This window comes from Pseudonocardia sp. Ae505_Ps2, assembly GCF_001932425.1.
GTDB lineage: Bacteria > Actinomycetota > Actinomycetes > Mycobacteriales > Pseudonocardiaceae > Pseudonocardia.
Map to the genome: position 1 here is coordinate 5,893,231 of NZ_MCIP01000001.1, position 15,398 is coordinate 5,908,628.

Here is a 15,398-nt window from a genome sequence, read left to right on the forward strand (position 1 = left end):
GCAGTTCGCGTACTAGAAGTTTCGCAGGTCCGACACCAACCAGCGCCCGTCGACGAACTCGACGATCACCTCGGCACGGCCGACGGTGGTCCGCTTGTCGTCGGACCCGCGGCTGGCGTCCTGGGTCAGGTAGAGCAGGGTGGTGACCCGGTCGGGCCGGGCGTCGACGACACCGGCCCGGGTCACCGTCGTACGGGTACCGACCCCGCGGTCCAGCGCCGGGCCCACGACCGAGTCGAGGACGGTGCCGAACTGGCGGCCGAAGTCGCCGGTGACGAGCCCGCGGGCCCGTGCGAGGTCGGCGTCCCGGGACGCGGGCTGGTAGCTGAGGACCTGCTCGGTGAGGGTCCGGGCGGCGGCGAGCCCGTCGGTCCTGGCCTGCTCGATCTGCTGGGCCGGGCGGACGACGACCAGGTGGACCACGACCGCCGCCACGGCGACCACCACGGCGAGCACGCCTGCCGTCGTCGTCACGGCGCGCCGGCCGGGGAGCGGGACCCTCACGGTGCGACCTCCACGGTCGAGACCTTCCACGAGCCCTCCTGGTGGGCGAGCGTCAGCAGCATCCGGAAGTCCCGCTTGGCACCGTCGGGGACCTCGGAGTTGCGGACGGTGGTGCTCGCGCTGACCAGCACGACGGCGGTGTCGTCGTCGGCCCGCTCGATCCCGACGGCGTCGATGCGTCCCTCGGTCGACACCTTCCCCTCCACCAGGATCTTCCCGAACACCTCGGAGAAGCGGCCGAGCTCGGTGCGGAACGGCTCCGCGGCGACGGCGAGCAGGTCCTCGCTGCGCTGGCGGGCGTTGTCGCCGCCGATGCTGATGAAGTCGTTCACGACGCGGGTCGACACGTCGGTGATCTCCCGCCGGTCGGCCTCGGCGCGGCTGGTGGACACCCAGCCCAGTCCGACGAGGACCGCACCGGTGAGGGCCAGCAGGAGCAGCAGGACGGCTGCCGCCGGGAGCAGGAGGCCCCGCCGCCCCGTGTCGGACGCCGTGGAGGCGGCGTCGGCGGGTGCGGCCTCACCGGGCGGTGCCGGTACAGGCTCATCGTCGGTCGGTTCCGCGGCGGATCCCGGCGCGACGTCGGGTCCCGTCTCCGTCGTCGTCTCCGGGCCACCCTCGGTGGCGGGGTCCGTGTCGGGCCCCCCGGCGGACCCGGTGGCCGCCTCGGTGCGATCCGTCCGCTCGCCCGCCGTCACGCCTGGTCCAGACCGGCGATCAGCCATCGGCCGTCGACCTCGCGCATCGTCACGGTCGCCGCCACGGTGTCCACCCGCTCCCCCTGGTCGGTCGTCGTGCTCTGGTTGACGAAGGCGAGCACCTTCGCGTCGCCGCTCTCGGAACCGATCCACGCGGCCCCGACCACGCGGGCCAGCGTGCGTGCCTTCAGCCGCTCCGCGTTCGGACGGACCGACTCGTCGAAGAGCCGCTCGTAGTCGTCGTGGAAGCTACCGGTCGTAGCCTCGTCGACGACCCTGACGGCCGCGTCGAGCTTGGTGCCGTCGTAGGACAGCAGGGTCTGCAGCTGCGTCGTGGTCGCGGCCAGCACGTCGGCCCGGGTCCGCTCCTCGGCGCCGCCCGAGGCGAGCATCGCCCCGAGCACCCCCGCGGCGACGGCCAGCACCGCCGCCACGGCGGTCGACCCGATGACCAGCATGCGCCGCCGGGATCGAGCCGGGCGGGCGGCGCCGGTCGTGCCCCGGTCCTCGGTGTCCCCGGTGCCCACGCCGGTCCGGTCGTCGATCCGGTGGGGCCCGCCGTCGTCGCCGACCGGCCTCACGGCACGAACTCCAGTCGGGAGACCAGCCATCGTCCGTCCTCCTCCTGCACGGTCAGTCGCATCCGGTACTGGCGGGGTTCACCCTGGGGGACCTGGGTGTTGCGCACCGTCGAGTTCGCGGACACGAGCACCACCGCCCGCCCCGGCCCGTGCTCGGCGACACCGGCCGCGACGACCGATCCGGTCGAGGTGACCTCGGCGTCCCGGATCGCGCCGACGAAGCCGGCGGACCGGCCCGCGAGCTGGCTCGCGAACTCCCCCGTCGACCCGGCGGTGAGTCGCGCGAGGGTGTCCTGCGCGGTCGCCGGGTCGATGGTGAGCAGGTCGGTCACCGTCTGGCGGGCGGCCACCAGGGCCGGCTCGTCGTCCCCCGCCGCCGGTGCCAGCCGGACGGCCAGCACGGTGACCAGCACCGCCAGCAGCGCCACGACCACGACCAGTCCGGCCGGCAGCAGCGCTCCCGCGGGCAGGCGTCGCCGCCGGGACGCAGTCGAGTCCTCCTCGACCACGCCGACCGTGTCGACCGCGGCGTCCTCGGCCGGGGCGCTCATCCGCCCGCTCCGGCCGGAGCGGTGGCGCCGAGCGGGTCCAGCACGATGCCCTGCCACCCGGTGTTCGACGACGGGACCTGGTTCCCGTCGACGATCGGGGTGGTGCTGCCCGGCGGCAGGAAGATCCCGTCCAGCGCGACGGCGTCGGAGGGCAGGTAGCCCTGCTCCCCCGGGGCGTAGGGCTGGTTCTCCTCCGGGTCGGTGTTCGGCCCGCTGCTGGGCAGCCTGTCCGAGCGCAGCAGGTTGTCCGCGGTGCTCGTGGTCTGCGTGCCGGCCACCTCCATCTGGGTGTCGATCGCCGCCCGGCGGGCGGCCTCGGCCTCCTCCGGGCTCTGGAAGTTCAGGCCGCAGGACCGGGCGTCCGGGCCCCGACCGCCGGGGACCGGGGCTCCGGGCGGGCAGGCGTAGGCCTTGCCGCCGCGGGCCGCCTTGAGCGGGTCGGCGTCCTTGCAGCGCACGTCGCTCGGCGGCCGGGCCGGCGAGCTGTCGTTCGGCGGACGCCGGTCGACGACGAAGCCCTCGGTGCACGGCGCGGGATCGTTGACCTGCGTCTGCAGGTTGATCTTGATCGTGCCCGGGACCGGCGAGCTGCTCAGCGTCCCGATCGACGCCTGCAGCATCGACGGCAGGATCGTCAGCGTCTGCTGCAGGTGCGGGACGTAGACCCGGGTCACCTCACCGACCGAGGTCAGGTTCCCGAGCAGCTGCGGGAGCGGGTCCCCGACCTGCTTCACGAAGCTCGCGACCTCGTCGAGGGCCGGCGGGAACACGCCGAGGGTCGACCGGAGCGAGCCGTCGGCCTCCGCGAGCCGGCCGGTGAACGACGCCAGGTTCGCCAGGTAGGTCCGGATGTCACCGGAGGTGGCGTTCTGGGTGTCCAGCACCGGTGCGGCGTCCTCGATCAGCCGGACCGTCGGGTCCAGGTTGGCCTGGGCCTCGGTGGTGAGCAGGTCGAGCGAGTCGATCAGCCGCTGCAGGTCGTCGCCACTGCCGGCGAACGCCTTCCCGAGGTCGTCGACGGTGGCGTTGAGCTTCTGCCCCGGCACCGACGCGGCGAGTGCGTTGGCCTTCTCCAGCAGCTCGCCGGTCGTCGTCGGCAGCACCACCCGGTCGGCGGGGACGACCGCGCCGTCCTCGATGAAGGGGCCGGCGGTCGTGCGCGGCTCGAAGTTGACGTACTGCTCACCGACCGCGGAGACGCTGCGGACCTCCACCGCGGAGTCGACCGGGATCGGGTGGTCGTCGAGCACCTGGATGTCGGCCTCGACCCCGGTCGGAGTGAGCCGGACCTCGTCGACCTGGCCGATGGTGACGCCGCGCAGGGTCACCACGCCGTTGGTGTAGAGACCGGCGCCGGCCGGGAGCTCCAGGGTGACGGCGTTGCGCCCGATCCCGAGCATGCGGGGCACGTTCAGGTAGGTCACCGCTCCCCACCCGACGGCGATCGCGGCGATCACCGCGAACGCGACGAGCTTGCGGCCCGTGGTGGCGTTGATGCGTAGCGACGAGAGCCTCATCGGCCACCTCCGAACAGTCCGCCGAGGAGCCCGCCCTGGCCGTCCTCGGTCCCGTCGCCGGCCGGTGCCGGAGCCGGAGCCGCGCCCGGCAGGGGCAGTGCCCCCAGCGGCTGCTGCAGGGCCTCCCCGAACGGCTCCAGCGGTGCGGTCAGCGCGGGCGGAGCACCCAGCGGCGGCACCGCCAGCACGCCGGGGCTGCCCGGCGCGGGGAGCTGGAACCCGTCGACGAGGTTGTGGCGCAGGGTCTCCGGTGTGAGGTCCAGTACCAGGAACAGGTTGCCGTAGTCACCCCGGAAGATCCCGGGGAACGCCGTCGACGCTGGGAACGGGTAGGTCGCCAGCAGCTCCACGCCGCGGGTCAGGTCGCTGCCCGCGTCGGCGAGGCGCTTCACGGCGGGGCGCACCTGGCGCAGGTTCGCCAGGAGGTCCTCCTGGGAGCGGTCGACCAGGGTGCCGGTGGCACGGTCGAGCCGCTGGACGTCCTCGAGCGTGCGCACCAGCTGGGCACGGTCGTCGTTGAGCACCTTCAGCGCGCCCGGCAGGGTGTCCAGCGCCGCGGCGATGGTCTGGTTGTCCGCGTTCAGCGTCGCGCTGAGCCGGTCGAGCGACTCCAGCGCGCGGACGATGTCGTCGCGCTGCGCGTCGAGCCCGCCGACGAACCTCTCCAGGTTCCCCACCAGGCCGCGCAGGTCCTGCTGGCGGCCGTCGAAGACCTTGTTCAGCTCGGTGGTGATCGTCCGGACCTGCTGCAGCCCGCTGCCGTTCAGCACCACCGACAGCGCGCCGAGCAGCTCCTCGGTCTCCGGGTAGCGGCCGGTGTTCGCCAGCGGGATGACCGCCCCGTCGCCGAGGCTCCCCTCCGGAGCCGCGTTCGCGGGCGGGGCCAGCTCCAGGTACTCCGCGCCGAGCAGGGACTTCTGGGCGACCCGGGCCGTCGCGTTCGCCGGGAGCCGCACGTCGCGGTCCAGGCTCACGGTCAACCGGGCCTTCCAGTCGTCGACCTCGGTCCGGACGACGGAGCCGACCGGCACGTCGGCGACCATCACCTCGGCGTTGGGCACCAGGTTCGCGACCTGGGCCAGCTCCACCTGGACCTGGTAGGAACCGTCGCCGGTCCCGGGGCGCAGCGGCACCGGGAGCTCGCCGATGCTGGAGATCCCGCAGCCCGCCGCGCCCAGGGCGGCGACGAGCAGGACCGCGCTCAGCCGGGCGGTACGCGGCGTCCGGCCGGTCATCGGTTCCCTCCGATCGGGAGCGGGGGCGTGGGCAGCACGGGCGCCGAGGGATCGCCGTACTGGATCGGGTTGACCGCGACCGGCGGCGCGTCGATCCGCGCCAGGTCCAGCAGGGGGCCGAGGCCCGCGCGGCAGGCGTAGGCGGCGGCCGGGTCGTCGGCACCGGCCGGGGCGACGGCGGCGGCGCTGTCACACACCACCGCGGCCGGGCTGCGCAGGTTGGTCACCGCGACGTTCGCGGTCACCGCTCCGGTCTTCTCGTCGATGAAGTTCGCGAAGTTCGACACCGCGAACGGCGCCTTCTGCAGCAGGTCGCCGAGCGCCTGCCGGTTCTGCGAGATGTTCGCGACGACGTCGTCGAGTTTGCGCAGGTCGGTGGTGAAGGCGTCCCGGTGGTCGGAGACGAACCGCTGCACCAGTGGCGCCGTGCGTTCGAGCCCTTGCAGCACCTGGGCCAGCGCCTCCCGGTTGTCGGCGAGGATCCCCGAGGTGTCGGCGAGCTGGCTCTGAAACCGCGCGACCTGGGCGTCGGCGTCCTTCAGCGCGGTGACGAAGGTCTGCAGGTTGCGCACCGTCGCGAACAGGTCGCCGCGGCTGTCGGACAGCGTGCTCGACGCCTCGGACAACGTGCGGATCGTGTCGCGGATCAGCGGGCCCTGCCCCTGCAGGTTCGCCGAGGTCGTGTCGAGGAGCCGGTTGAGGGCGCCCTCGGTCTCGGCGGACTTCGGGGCGAGCGCCTGCGCGAGGCCGGCGACCTCGGTCTTGACCCGGTCGAACTCGACCGGGGAGACGGTGCGCTCACGCGGGATCTCGGCCCCGTCGGCGAGCTCGGGACCGCTCTCGTAGGGCGGGCCGACCTGCACGTAGCGGACACCGACCAGGGTGGGCGAGATGATCGCGGCGGTCGCGTCGGCGGGGAGTGTCACGTCGTCGTCGTAGCTCATGACGACCTTCACCGAGTCCGGGCCGGGCTCGACCGACTCGATCGAACCGACCTTGACCCCCAGCACGCGGACCTCGTCGCGCGGGTAGAGGTTCACGGTCTGGTCGAAGTACGCCGTGACGGTGCGGGTGCCGGAGCCGACCAGCGCCCACGTCGCGGCGGCCGCGACGACGAGCACCAGCACGACGACCAGCACCCGGGAGCGGGAGAGGACCGTCATCGGTCGCCACCGCCTTCCGGGGCGGCCGGGGTGCCACCGGGCAGGGCCGGGGACACCGGGGAGGCCTGGTCGAGCACCGACGGAAGGGTCTGGCGCGCCAGGTTGGTGGGGGGCAGGTTGGGCACCAGCGCGAAGAACCAGGGACCGCTGGAGATGGCTTCACCGAGGCTGCCCGCGTAGGTGTCGAGACCGGTGATCGCGGCCGCGAGGTTGCGGTCGTTGCGACGCAGCAGGTCGAGCACCTTCTCCAGCTCGGCCAGCGCAGGTCCGAGCTGGCGCTCGTTGTCGTGCACCAGCCCGTCGAGCTGGTGCAGCACGCCGGTGATGTTCAGCAGCAGCGACCGGATCACCTCGCGCCGGGCGCGCAGCTCCTCCAGCAGCATGTTCCCGTCGGTCACGAGCGTGGTGATGTTGCCGCTGCGCTCGGCGAGGACCGCCGACACCGACGCGGTGTGGTCGAGCAGCTGGCGCAGCTCGGCGTCGCGGGAGGAGATCGTCTGCGACAGCCGGCCGAGCCCCTCCATCGCCGAGCGGAGCTCGGGGGGTGTGTCGGCGAAGGTGTCGGCCACCGTGGTGAGCGACTCCGCGACCCGGTTCACGTCGAGGTCGGCCGTCTTGCGGGTGACGGTGTCCAGCAGCTCCTGGACGTCGTACGGCGACGACGTCCGGTCCAGCGGGATCACCGAGCCCTCGGCCAGCCGGCCGGTGCCGGCCGGGCGGACCTCCAGGAACTTGGCGCCGAGCACGGTCGCGGTCTTGATCGACGCACCGGTGGCGTCACCGAGGGTGCTGCCGTCGAACACGGTGAAGTCGGCCCGGACGGCACGGCCGGCCAGCTCGACGTCGTCGACCTTGCCGACGACGACGCCCGCGAGTCGGACCTCGTCGCCGGACTTCAGACCGGCGGCCTCGCTGAACAGCGCCGAGTAGGACCCGGACGTCAGCTGGCGGGACAGGTAGCCGGAGTTCAGTGCCGTCACGGTCGCGAGCAGCGCGACCACCACGGCGACTGCTCCGACCTTCAGGAGGTTCAGCTCCTGGAAGCGGCGGTTCAGAACTGGCATCGAGCCTCCTGGCTCGCGATGGTGTCGGTCATGATCGGCGGGCCGACTCCGGGGTCGAGCCGGATCTGCACGCCGCAGAGGTAGAACTGGAAGCCCTGCTGGTAGATGCCGGCGCGACCGAGGATCTGATAGTAGCCGGGGATCTGGGAGAACAGGTAGTTGAGGCGCTCGCCGTCGGAGTTGACCACCCGGGAGAGCCGGTCGACCTCGTGCACCACCCCGGCGACGTCCGGACGGGCCTCGCGGAGCAGGCCCTCGACGTCCCCGGCGAGGTTGCTCGCCCGCTCCAGCGACTGCCCGATCGAGGTCCGGTCCTGCGACAGCCCGCTGATCAGCTGCTGGAGCTGGACCACGGTGTCGGAGAGGCGGTCACGGCGCTGGTCGACGGTGCCGAGGACCCCGTTGAGGTTGGTGACGACCTGACCGATGACCTGGTCGCGGTCGGCCAGCGCACCGGTGAGGCTGCCGATCTGGCCCAGCAAGGCGTCGATCGAGCCCCCCTGCCCCTGCAGGACGGTGATGAGCGACTCGGCGAGCTGGTTGACCTGGGCCGGCTCCAGCCCCTGGAACAGCGGGGTGAAGCCGTTGTAGAGCTCGTCGAGGTCGAGCGCGGGATGGGTCTGGGTGACCGGGAGCGTCCCGCCGTCGGCGAGGACGCCGGTCGGCTGCGGGCCGCGCACGATCTCCAGGTAGCGCTGCCCGAGCAGGTTCTTGTAGCGGACGATGCCCTCGGAGCCGGTCTGCACCGGCACGTCGGAGCGCATGCTGAACGAGATCCGGGCCAGGTTGTCGGCACCGACCTCGACGGACTCGACGCGGCCGACGGTGATGCCGGCGACGCGCACGTCGTCCTTCTCCTTGAGCCCCGACGCGTCGGCGAACTCCGCGGAGTAGCGGGCCGACTCGCCGAAGCGGACCGAGCCGTAGGCGACGACGACCGTCGCCGCGCAGACCGCGGCCACGACGACGAACACCAGGACCCTCAGGAACTCGGCGCGGTGCCTCATCGGCCGCCCTCCTCTCCCGGCGCGGGGGCGGGCGCCCCGACGGCCTGACCGGACTGCCGCGGCGCGGACGGCGCCTGACCGAGACGCTCGGCGATCGTCGGTCCGAGATCGACGCCGCCGACCAGCGTGGCCAGCGGGTCACGGACCTCGATGCCGGCGTCGCGGGTGTCCAGGCGCGGCGAGCCGTCGTCGAAGTAGGTGTGCCGGGGGATCTCGCCGGGGCGCGGGATGCCCGGCCCGCAGTTCGGCTGGTCGACGCCGAGCTTCGGCGCGTTCTGCGAGGTGTAGCCGTCCTCACCGGGCTGGAACGTGGTGAGCGAGCGCAGGCCCGGCTGGGCGCCGCCGAAGCTGGGCTCCAGCAGGGCCCGCAGGTGGTTCAGGCTGGCCGCGGTGCAGGGCAGCACCGGGGCGTAGCGCTCGAGCACCGCGGTGGTCGGGCGCAGGGTCTTCAGCGTGCGGTCGAGGCTGTCGGTGTTGGCCTCCAGCACCCCGGACACGTCGGTGGAGAACATCGACAGCGACGCCAGCGTCGCGTCGATGCCGGCCTGCTCGTCGACGACGGTGCCCGCGGTCGTGGTCGCGTTGCGCAGCAGCGCGAGCAGGTCGGGGCCGGCGTCGGCGTAGGTGTCGAGCACCGGCGCCGCGGCCTGCAGGTCGCGCTGCAGCGCCGGCAGGCTCGGGTTGATGCGCTCCAGGTAGTCGTTGAACCGCACCAGGCTGGCGCCGAGCTCGTCACCCCGGCCGTTGAGGGAGGTCGACAGCGCGCCCAGCGCCGTGTTGACCTTCGCCGGGTCCACGGTGGTGAGCAGCCGGTTCAGGTTGTCGAAGACGATGTTCGCCTCGGTCTGCACCGACGACGCCGGGACGACGGCGCCGGCCTCGATCGTGCGGGGCTCCGGGGCGGGCGGCGGGACGAGGTCGACGAACTTCGGCCCGAACACCGTCGGCGAGATGATCCGGGCGGTGACGTTCGCCGGGATCATGTCGATCGTCGCGGGGTCCAGGGCCACCTGCACCAGCGCACCGCCGTTGCCGTCCGGCCGCACGTCCGACACCCGGCCGACGCGCACGTCGCGCATCGACACGTCGGCGTCGGGGAGCATGAGCAGCCCGGCCCGGTCGGTCTGCACGGTGGCGGACACGCCGGGGTCGAACACGTGCAGGTAGCTCGCCACGACGAGCACCGCACCGAGCAGCAGCACGCCGACGGCGGCGAGCCCGGTCATCTCGTGTCGCACGGGTCCCCCGCTCATCGCGACAGGTGGAGGGTCTCGGGGTCCGCGTAGAGCAGGACGGCGGTGACCAGGGCGGTGACCATCACGGCGATCAGCGACAGGCGCACGGCGCGACCGACCGCGGCGCCGACGCCGGCCGGACCGCCGCTCGCGGTGAAGCCGTAGAAGGCGTGGATGGACATCACGACGAAGGCGATCAGGGTGACCTGCAGCATCGAGGTGAGCACGTCGGTCGGGATCAGGAAGGTCGCGAAGTAGTGGTTGTAGGTGCCGACCGACTGCCCGTAGCCGAGCACGACGATGAGCTGCGTCGTCGCGAAGCAGGCGATCAGGGCCAGTGCGTACAGCGGGACGATGGCGATCGTCCCGGCCAGGATCCGGGTGGTGACCAGGAACGGCACCGACGGGACCGCCATGACCTCGATGGCGTCGATCTCCTCGCTGATGCGCTGGGCGCCGATCTCGGCGGTGAACGCCGCCCCGATCGTCGACACCAGCGCGACCCCGCCGATCAGCGGGGCGGCGAGCCGGATGTTGATGTAGCTCGCCAGGAAGCCGGTGAGGGCGTCGGTGCCGACCGCGTTGAGGGCCTCGTAGCCCTGCAGGCCGACGACGGCGCCCGCACTGGCGGTCAGGATCGCGACGACCACGACGCTGCCGCCGATCAGGACCAGCGCGCCGGTGCCGAAGCTGATGCTGGTGAGCTGCCGCAGCACCTCACCGAGGTAGCGGCGCAGCACGATCGGGATGCCGGCGTAGGCCTTGACGTAGAAGTCGACCTGTACCCCGACGGCCCGCAGCCCCGACCGGGGTCGCTCGACCATCCGCCCGAGGGCGGAGTGCTCGGATGTGTCCACGACGTCGTCCTCAGATCCGTGCCAGCTTGAGCTGGATGTCGATGGCGGTGAGCAGGGCGTTGATGATGAAGAGCAGGACGAAGGAGATGACGACGGTCTCGGTGACCGCCTGTCCGACGCCCTTCGACCCGCCCTCGGCGTTGAGGCCGCGGTAGGCGGCGACGAGCCCGGCGAGGGTCCCGAACAGGACTGCTTTGAAGGAGCTCACGGCGAAGTCGCCCTCGTCGGTGAGCAGGGTCAGCGTCGCGAGGAACTGGCCGGCCGAGGCGCCCTGCAGGCCGACCGACACGAGGTAGGCGACGACCTCACCGACCACGGTGATGATCGCGCTGAGGCAGACCGCGACCAGCGCGGAGGCGAGCACCCGGGGCAGCACCAGGCGGTGCAGCGGGTCGATGCCCATGACCTTCATCGCGTCGATCTCGTCGCGGATCTTGCGGGCGCCGAGGTCTGCGGCGATGGCCGTCGCACCCGCGCCCGCGGTGACCAGCACCGCGGCGATGGGGCCGATCTGGCGCAGCACGGCGAGGCCGGTCACGGCGCCCGCGACGTCCAGCGCGCCGATCTCGGCGAGCAGCTGGTTGATCAGCAGGATCACGACGCCGACGAACGGGATCGTCACCATGATCGCGGGCGCGAGCGAGACCGATGTGATGAAGCGGGTCTGGGCGAGGAACTCGCCGAACGGGAACGGACGCTTCACCACGGTCCGCGCCACGTCCAGGACGAAGGCGGTGAAGCTGCCGACGGTGCGCACCGCCCCGTCGAGGGTCGGCACCCGGGAGCCGCTCACCGGTCGACACCGGCCTCGGTGCTCCCGGCCGTGGCGACCGGGACCGCGGTGAGTGGACTCTTCATCGAGTGGCCTCCGTCATCGGTCCTGCCTAGCATCCATTTTCTAAACGAGGATCAGAAACGGAGGTTACGGGGGCGGAGGCCTTTTTCCGCTCCGTCCGTCGCCCCACCCGACCGGGTGACACGGGAGAACACGGCACGCTCGACGGTGAGCGGCGTCACTCCGACGACGAGCGGTCGCATCCGGCCCGATTCCGCATCTGACGTGCAGGAACGGGCCGACTTGCCGGCCGGAACCCGGCTGCGGGCCGGGCCCGGCCGGCGCCGTGACACGGCAGCGGCGCCGGACCGGGACGGCGCCGGCCCCGCCCCGCGCGGTCACCGACGACGGGAGCATCCGCCGGGTCGACGAGCTCTTCCGCCTAGCAGCGATTTACTTGAGGTGCCCCGAAACTGCGTCGAGCTCGCCCTCAGGCCAGGGCGACGATGCCCGCGAGCACCGCGCACGCGGCGACGCAGTAGAGCTCGAACAGCAGCCGCAGCACGACCGGGGCGTCACGCAGCTCCATGAAGTACAGACCGACCAGGCGCACCTTGAACAACGCCAGGACCAGCACCACGACCGAGGCCACGGTGCCCGAGGCCGGGCCGGTCCCGAGGATCCAGGACACGGTCGTGACGGCCACCAGCACCAGCCACACCACGGCGACCCGGTCCCGCCAGGCCGGCGTGCTCGACACGATCGAGGACACGGGTCACCTCACCAGGTAGAGCAGCGGGAACAGCACGATCCAGAGCAGGTCGACCATGTGCCAGAAGCACGCGGCGCCCTCGATCAGCGGCAGCCGGCCGGGGAGCCGGTCCGGGCGCCGGCAGGCCGCTGTCATCAGCGCCAGCGCCACCAGCCCGGCGAGCACGTGCAGCCAGTGCAGCCCGGTCAGCACGAAGAAGTACATGAAGAACTCGTGGGTGTTCGGGGTGATCCCCGCGCCGAACTTCGCACCCCACTCGAACGCCTTGATCACCGAGAAGGTCACCCCGCAGGCGATCGCCCCGCCCAGCAGCACCGTGGCCCGGTGGGCGACACCCGTCCGCGCCGCATGCACCGCCCGCACCACGAGCAGCGAACTGAGCAGCAGCACCAGTGTGTTCACCACGCCCGGCACCGGGTCCAGCCGGGCCTGGGCCGCGTCGAACCCGGCCGGGTCGCCCCCGCGGACCACGAGGTAGGTGGCGAAGAAGACGGCGAACACGGTCATGTCGCCCAGTACCAGGACCCACAGTCCCGGCTCGCCGGGCACGTGCCGCCCTCGGTCCGCGATCGGCGCCGTCGCCGGGGACGGCGACGCGCTGGTCTCGGTCATGCCCACTCCTTCGTGGCCGGTCCGGACCGGGTCGGACCACGGCCGTTGACAGCAGGGGGCGCGCGTGGTCTCTTCCGGTTAACCTACATTAGATTATGCCCGGACGGCGGTCCGGGCCATCCCACGGAAGGGGGCCGGATCGTCATGGACGACGACCGCGGTCTACGGATCCTCGGCTGGGCCGGACCACTCTCGATCCTGCTGGTGCTCGTCGGCTGGCTGAGCGCCGGGTTCTTCCCGCCGCCACCGCCGTCGCTGGCCGGCGAGGAGCTGCTGCGGTTCTGGGGCACCGACACCACGCTCAAGCAGCTGTCGATGGTGATCTGCGTCTGGGGCGGGGTGCTCTACGCCCCCGCGTCGCTCGCGGTCTTCGTGGCGCTGCGGCGCAGCGGCGACCTCGCGCTGAACCTCGGGCAGGCCTGCATCGGTGTGCTCGGCACGGTGTTCTTCTCGCTGAACTTCGTGCTGCTCTCGCTGGTGCCCTACCGGCTCGAGAACGGCGACAGCGGCTACTCCCAGCTGCTCCACGACGTCGGGTTCACGATGACGTTCATGCCGGTCGCGCCGTTCACGGTCCAGTACCTGCTGATCGCCGCGATCATCCTGCGGGACCGTTCGGGGCGGCTACCCTACCCGCGCTGGGTGGCCTACGTGAACATCTGGGTGGCACTGCTGCTGGTCCCGGCCACCTTCATCCCGCTGTTCCACTCCGGCCCGCTCGCCTGGAACGGCATGTTCAGCTTCTGGGTCCCGGTCGCGGTGTTCGTGGGCTGGTTCGTGGTGATGTTCCCGCCGCTGGTGGCCGGGCGCAGGTCGACCGCCCCCGCACCGAGCGCCACCCCACCGAGCGCCACCGCCCCGTCCTGAGGCGTCCCGACCGGATCGAGGAGAGACGATGCGACGCGAGCTCTACACCGACGACCACGAGCAGTACCGCGCCACCGTGCGCGAGTTCCTCGCCCGCGAGGTCGAGCCGCACTACCTGGACTGGGAGCGCGCGGGCGGGATCGACCCGGCGGTGTTCCGCACCGCGGCCGAGGCCGGCGTCTACGCGCTCGCCGTGCCCGAGGAGTTCGGCGGCGCCGGTGAGACCGACTACCGCTACCGGATGGTGGTGAACGAGGAGGTCGCCCGGGTCGGCGCGACCTCGTTCGGCATGACGCTGGGCCTGCAGGACGACCTGGTGCTGTCCTACCTGCTCGACCTCACCACCGACGAGCAGAAGAAGCGCTGGCTGGAGCCGTTCAGCCGCGGCGAGCTGCTCGGCGCGCTCGCGATGACCGAGCCGGGGACCGGGAGCGACCTGCAGGGCATCCGCACCTCGGCCCGCCGCGACGGCGACGACTGGGTGCTCGACGGCTCGAAGACCTTCATCTCCAGCGCGCTGTCGGCGGACCTCGTGATCGTCGCCGCCCGCACCGACCCCGAGGCGGGCTCGCGCGGGTTCAGCCTGTTCGTCGTCGAGCGGGACATGCTCGGTTTCCAGCGCGGGCGCCGGCTGGAGAAGGTCGGTCTGCACGGCCAGGACACCGGCGAGCTGTTCTTCGACGCCGTGCGCCTGCCCGCGGACAACCTCATCGGCACCGAGGGCCACGGCCTCATGCACCTGATGAGCCACCTGCCGCACGAGCGGCTGGGCCTGATCGCCTCGGCCGTCACCGCCGCGCGCGCGGTCTACGAGCACACCGCGCGCTACTGCTTCGAGCGCCACGCCTTCGGCACGGCCATCGGCGACTTCCAGAACTCGCGGTTCGTCCTCGCCGAGATGGAGACCGAGCTCGAGGTCGCCGAGGCGTGGGTGGACCGTGCCGTGCTCGCGTTCAACCGGGGCGAGCTGACCCCGGTCGAGGCGGCGAAGGGCAAGTGGTACCTGACCGAGCTGCAGAAGCGCATCACCGACCGCTGCGTCCAGCTGCACGGCGGCTACGGATTCATGCTCGAGTACCCGGTCGCGCGGGCCTATGCCGACGGTCGCATCCAGACGATCTACGGCGGCACGACCGAGATCATGAAGGAGATCATCGGGCGGGACATCGCCTCCCGGTACCGCTCCTGAGCAGGGGTCGCCGGCACGCGGACGCCCGCGTGCCGGCGACACGGCCGGGCAGGTGTCCGGCTGGTGACCCCCGGTCCGCCTATCCTGGTCCGGTGGCCCGCAGGACGAACGCGGTGGCCCCAGCCGCCACCGACGACACCGACGCGACCGACACCAAGTCGGCTCGCACCCGTGCCCGCCTGCTCGACGCCGCGGCGCGGGTCCTGAGCGAGAAGGGCTTCGCGGGGACCCGGCTGTCCGACATCGCCAAGGCCGCGCAGATCCAGGCGCCGGCGATCTACTACTACTACCCGTCCCGTGAGGACCTGATCGAGGACGTCGTCGCGACGGGCGCGATCTCGCTGCGCGACCACCTGTCCCAGGTCCTCGAGGCACTGCCGCCGGACACCCCGCCCGCCGAGCGGATCGCCGCGGCGGTGGAGGCGCAGCTCCGGCACGAGCTGCAGCTGTCCGACTACGCCCGGGCGGTCGTCCGCAACGCCAACCAGCTGCCCGAGCACCTGTCGGCCCGTGCCCGCGTGCACATCGGGGAGTTCCACGACATCTGGCGCGGACTGGTCGAGGACCTGCGCGCCGCCGGGCAGCTGCGGCACGACGTGGAACCGTCGATCGGCCGCATGCTCGTCATCGGCTCGCTGAACTGGACGGTCGAGTGGTGGGACCCGCAGCGGGGCGACATCGACCGGACGATCACGGTCGCCCAGTCGATGGTGCTGCACGCGCTGCGGCCGTGACCTCCCTCCCGGTGCCACGACGCGGGACGCCACGGCA

Annotated in this window: 17 protein-coding genes; 3 read left to right on the plus strand and 14 right to left on the minus strand. The window is 72.3% G+C overall.

The window, feature by feature from the left end; all coding sequences use genetic code 11:
• Nucleotides 1–12: 12 nt before the first annotated feature.
• From Ae505Ps2_RS27485 to Ae505Ps2_RS27550, 14 genes are all read right to left on the minus strand, one after another.
• The gene (locus tag Ae505Ps2_RS27485) at nt 13–504 is read right to left on the minus strand and encodes a hypothetical protein (protein WP_139318962.1); all 492 of its coding nucleotides are present in this window, start codon (nt 502–504) and stop codon (nt 13–15) included.
• The gene (locus tag Ae505Ps2_RS27490) at nt 501–1,202 is read right to left on the minus strand and encodes a hypothetical protein (protein WP_075333677.1); all 702 of its coding nucleotides are present in this window, start codon (nt 1,200–1,202) and stop codon (nt 501–503) included. Before Ae505Ps2_RS27490 ends, Ae505Ps2_RS27485 begins: the two co-directional genes overlap by 4 nt.
• Complete coding sequence (locus Ae505Ps2_RS27495) at nt 1,199–1,783, minus strand: hypothetical protein (RefSeq protein WP_075554126.1); 585 nt, start codon at nt 1,781–1,783, stop codon at nt 1,199–1,201. Before Ae505Ps2_RS27495 ends, Ae505Ps2_RS27490 begins: the two co-directional genes overlap by 4 nt.
• Complete coding sequence (locus Ae505Ps2_RS27500) at nt 1,780–2,334, minus strand: hypothetical protein (RefSeq protein ID WP_075310983.1); 555 nt, start codon at nt 2,332–2,334, stop codon at nt 1,780–1,782. The genes Ae505Ps2_RS27495 and Ae505Ps2_RS27500 overlap by 4 nt, the downstream gene beginning before the upstream one ends.
• On the minus strand, nt 2,331–3,851 hold the full coding sequence (locus Ae505Ps2_RS27505) for an MCE family protein (RefSeq protein WP_075310981.1): 1,521 nt from the start codon (nt 3,849–3,851) through the stop codon (nt 2,331–2,333). The genes Ae505Ps2_RS27500 and Ae505Ps2_RS27505 overlap by 4 nt, the downstream gene beginning before the upstream one ends.
• Nucleotides 3,848–5,086: an MCE family protein gene (locus tag Ae505Ps2_RS27510; protein WP_075310979.1), complete on the minus strand. Its 1,239-nt coding sequence runs from the start codon at nt 5,084–5,086 to the stop codon at nt 3,848–3,850. The genes Ae505Ps2_RS27505 and Ae505Ps2_RS27510 overlap by 4 nt, the downstream gene beginning before the upstream one ends.
• Complete coding sequence (locus Ae505Ps2_RS27515; RefSeq protein ID WP_020628037.1) at nt 5,083–6,249, minus strand: MCE family protein; 1,167 nt, start codon at nt 6,247–6,249, stop codon at nt 5,083–5,085. The genes Ae505Ps2_RS27510 and Ae505Ps2_RS27515 overlap by 4 nt, the downstream gene beginning before the upstream one ends.
• The gene (locus Ae505Ps2_RS27520; RefSeq protein ID WP_075310977.1) at nt 6,246–7,313 is read right to left on the minus strand and encodes an MCE family protein; all 1,068 of its coding nucleotides are present in this window, start codon (nt 7,311–7,313) and stop codon (nt 6,246–6,248) included. Before Ae505Ps2_RS27520 ends, Ae505Ps2_RS27515 begins: the two co-directional genes overlap by 4 nt.
• Nucleotides 7,301–8,320, minus strand: coding sequence for an MCE family protein (locus Ae505Ps2_RS27525; RefSeq protein ID WP_020628035.1), 1,020 nt, complete (start codon nt 8,318–8,320; stop codon nt 7,301–7,303). Before Ae505Ps2_RS27525 ends, Ae505Ps2_RS27520 begins: the two co-directional genes overlap by 13 nt.
• Complete coding sequence (locus tag Ae505Ps2_RS27530) at nt 8,317–9,558, minus strand: MCE family protein (RefSeq protein WP_158071513.1); 1,242 nt, start codon at nt 9,556–9,558, stop codon at nt 8,317–8,319. Before Ae505Ps2_RS27530 ends, Ae505Ps2_RS27525 begins: the two co-directional genes overlap by 4 nt.
• Nucleotides 9,559–9,569: 11 nt before the next feature.
• Entirely contained in the window at nt 9,570–10,412 is an 843-nt protein-coding gene (locus tag Ae505Ps2_RS27535; RefSeq protein WP_198932212.1) for an ABC transporter permease, read from the minus strand.
• 10 nt (nt 10,413–10,422) lie between these two features.
• Nucleotides 10,423–11,205: an ABC transporter permease gene (locus Ae505Ps2_RS27540; RefSeq protein ID WP_198932213.1), complete on the minus strand. Its 783-nt coding sequence runs from the start codon at nt 11,203–11,205 to the stop codon at nt 10,423–10,425.
• A gap of 472 nt (nt 11,206–11,677) precedes the next feature.
• The gene (locus tag Ae505Ps2_RS27545; protein ID WP_233147629.1) at nt 11,678–11,959 is read right to left on the minus strand and encodes a cytochrome C oxidase subunit IV family protein; all 282 of its coding nucleotides are present in this window, start codon (nt 11,957–11,959) and stop codon (nt 11,678–11,680) included.
• A 3-nt stretch (nt 11,960–11,962) separates the two neighbouring features.
• Complete coding sequence (locus Ae505Ps2_RS27550) at nt 11,963–12,571, minus strand: cytochrome c oxidase subunit 3 (RefSeq protein WP_075310973.1); 609 nt, start codon at nt 12,569–12,571, stop codon at nt 11,963–11,965.
• A 144-nt stretch (nt 12,572–12,715) separates the two neighbouring features.
• Between Ae505Ps2_RS27550 and Ae505Ps2_RS27555 the strand changes: the two genes are divergently transcribed.
• The 3 genes from Ae505Ps2_RS27555 (at nt 12,716) to Ae505Ps2_RS27565 (ending at nt 15,361) form a co-directional block, all read left to right on the plus strand.
• On the plus strand, nt 12,716–13,438 hold the full coding sequence (locus Ae505Ps2_RS27555) for a hypothetical protein (RefSeq protein ID WP_075310971.1): 723 nt from the start codon (nt 12,716–12,718) through the stop codon (nt 13,436–13,438).
• A gap of 28 nt (nt 13,439–13,466) precedes the next feature.
• Nucleotides 13,467–14,627 carry an acyl-CoA dehydrogenase family protein gene (locus Ae505Ps2_RS27560; protein WP_075554127.1) on the plus strand — a complete coding sequence of 387 codons (1,161 nt, stop codon included), beginning with the start codon at nt 13,467–13,469 and terminating at the stop codon, nt 14,625–14,627.
• Between the two features lie 92 nt (nt 14,628–14,719).
• Complete coding sequence (locus Ae505Ps2_RS27565; protein WP_051050496.1) at nt 14,720–15,361, plus strand: TetR/AcrR family transcriptional regulator; 642 nt, start codon at nt 14,720–14,722, stop codon at nt 15,359–15,361.
• Nucleotides 15,362–15,398 lie beyond the last annotated feature (37 nt).